This window comes from Mesorhizobium sp. M7A.F.Ca.CA.002.09.1.1 (assembly GCF_003998555.1).
GTDB lineage: Bacteria > Pseudomonadota > Alphaproteobacteria > Rhizobiales > Rhizobiaceae > Mesorhizobium > Mesorhizobium ciceri.
Map to the genome: position 1 here is coordinate 1 of NZ_RZRR01000815.1, position 2556 is coordinate 2556.

The 2556-nt window shown below is 63.0% G+C and carries 4 protein-coding genes; all 4 read left to right on the forward strand.

Features of this window, described 5'->3' with window-relative positions; translation table 11 throughout:
* The coding region (locus EN994_RS26690; RefSeq protein ID WP_164746219.1) for a 3-keto-5-aminohexanoate cleavage protein at positions 1-725 on the forward strand (725 nt) is incomplete at its 5' end.
* Positions 726-746: 21 nt separating this feature from the next.
* Positions 747-1376, forward strand: a complete 630-nt coding sequence (locus tag EN994_RS26695) for an HD domain-containing protein (RefSeq protein ID WP_063169799.1) — start codon at positions 747-749, stop codon at positions 1374-1376.
* Positions 1373-2476 carry a carnitine 3-dehydrogenase gene (locus tag EN994_RS26700; protein ID WP_024501970.1) on the forward strand — a complete coding sequence of 368 codons (1104 nt, stop codon included), beginning with the start codon at positions 1373-1375 and terminating at the stop codon, positions 2474-2476. The genes EN994_RS26695 and EN994_RS26700 overlap by 4 nt, the downstream gene beginning before the upstream one ends.
* A gap of 4 nt (positions 2477-2480) precedes the next feature.
* Positions 2481-2556 (forward strand): acyl-CoA/acyl-ACP dehydrogenase (locus EN994_RS26705; protein WP_164746220.1); only part of this gene is annotated, 76 nt, incomplete at its 3' end.

The following is a 2556-nucleotide window of genomic DNA, read 5'->3' on the forward strand; positions in this document are numbered from 1 at the left end:
ACGTACATCTCTACCGCGAAGTGACCGAGCGCATCCGCGCGGCAGAAGTCGACGTCATCCTGAACCTGACCGCCGGCATGGGCGGCGACATGGTGTTCGGATCGCCGGAAGCGCCGCTGCCGCTCAACGAAAAAGGCACCGACATGGGCGGTGCCACCAACCGCATGGAACATGTGCGCCAATGCCTGCCGGAAATCTGCACACTCGACTGCGGCACCATGAATTTCGCCGAGGCCGACTATGTCATGACCAACACGCCCGGCATGCTGCGCGCCATGGGCGGCATGATGACGGCGCTCGGCGTCAAGCCGGAGATCGAGGCTTTCGACACCGGCCATCTGTGGTTCGCCAAGCAACTGGTCGAGGAAAAGGTGCTCAACCCGGATGCGCTGGTGCAGCTTTGCATGGGCGTGCCGTGGGGTGCGCCTGATGATCTCAACACCTTCATGGCCATGGTCAACAATGTGCCGTCGACCTGGAACTGGTCGGCCTTCGCCATCGGCCGCAACCAGATGGCTTATGCCGCGGCGGCGGTGCTGGCCGGCGGCAATGTCCGCGTCGGGCTGGAGGACAATCTGTGGCTCGACAAGGGCGTGCTGGCCACCAATGCACAGCTGGTCGAGCGCGCCGCCAGCATCGTCACCAATCTCGGCGCCAGAATCCTTGGACCGGAAGAGGTACGGCAGAAGCTCAACCTCACCAAGCGGGCGCCGATCGCGGCATAATTATTCGTCGGGAGGGTCGGCATGACTACCGTAAAATTCACCGCGATGAAGGATGGCGACCGGGACGACTACGAGTTCCTGACCGCGCATGAAATCGACTATGCGGCCAGGACCGGCGAGCGGCTGCTCGACGCGCTGGTGCAGCTCGACGCGGGTCTTTCCGGCTACAAGATCACCCGGCTCGGCCATTCGCTGCAGGCAGCGACACGTGCCTGGCGCGACGGCGCAGACACCGACTGGATCGCTTGCGCGCTGCTGCACGACATCGGCGACATCTATGCGCCTTACAATCACGACGAATATGCCGCTTCGATCCTGAAACCTTTCGTGCGCGAGCAATGCACTTGGGTGGTGGAAAAGCATGGCGACTTCCAGCGGCTCTATTATGCCCATCATCTCGGCGGCAACCGCCACGCCCGCGACCGCTTTGCCGGCCATGCTTATTTCGACGATTGCGACCAGTTTTGCGAACGCTGGGACCAGCCCAGCTTCGACCCCGACTATGACACGCTGTCGATGGAATTCTTCCGGCCCTTCGTGCTCGAAGTCTTTGCCCGCAAGGCCTACGATCCCTCGGTGATCCGAGCCGGCGAGCGCGTCCCCCTCATCGACCCCGCAACCGCCGCGACAAGAACCGGAGCTTCAGCATGAGCATCATCAACAAGGCAGCCGCCATCGGTGGCGGTGTGATCGGCGCCGGCTGGGTGGCGCGCCTGCTGCTCAACGGCATCGACGTGTCGATCTTCGATCCCGATCCCGAGGCGTCGCGCAAGGTCGGCGAAGTGATGAAGGGCGCGCGCCGCGCCTACAAGCAGATGGTGCCCGGCGGCCTGCCGAAAGAGGGCAAGCTGACCTTCGCCAAGACCATCGCCGAAGCGGTCGCCGATGCCGATTTCATCCAGGAGAGCGTGCCGGAGCGGCTCGACCTGAAACACCGCGTGCTGGCCGAGATCGACGCTCACGCGCCGGCCAACGCGATTGTCGGCTCCTCGACTTCCGGTATCAAGCCGACCGACATGCAGGTGGCGATGAAGAAGCATCCGGAGCGGCTGGTCGTCGGCCATCCGTTCAACCCGGTCTATCTCCTGCCGCTGGTGGAGATCGTCGGTGGCGAGCAGACCTTCCCCGAGGCGATCGAGGTCGCCAAGGAGATGTATGCCTCGATCGGCATGAAGCCTGTCGTCATCCGCAAGGAGATCGAGGCCTTCGTCGGTGACCGCCTGCTCGAAGCGGCATGGCGCGAGGCGCTGTGGCTGATCAAGGACGGCATCTGCACGGTCGAGGAACTCGACGACATCATGCGCTACGGCTTCGGCCTGCGCTGGGCGCAGATGGGCATGTTCCAGGTCTATCGCGTCGCCGGCGGCGAGGCCGGCATGCGCCACTTCATGGCGCAGTTCGGGCCGTGCCTGAAATGGCCATGGACCAAGCTGATGGACGTGCCTGAGTTCAACGACGAACTGGTCGACCTGATCGCCACGCAGTCGGACGAACAGGCGCATGGGCTGTCGATCCGCGAGCTGGAAAAGATCCGCGACGACAATCTGGTCGCCATCATGGATGCGCTGTCGAAACAAAACAAAGGCAAGGGCTGGGGCGCCGGCGCGCTGCATAAGGACTATACCAGGCAGCTGGCCAAGCTGGCGGCGAAGAAGCCCATGGCCTCCAAGGCGGCCGAGAAGGCCAAAGCCTTGAAACCGGTCAAGAAAGCCGAAAAGCCGAAGAAAAAGACCGGCAAGAAGAAAGGCTGAGAGCATGGATTTCGGGCTGTCGGAGGAACAGAAGCTCATCGTCGAGACGACGCGCGCGTTCGTCGAGAACGAGCTTTACC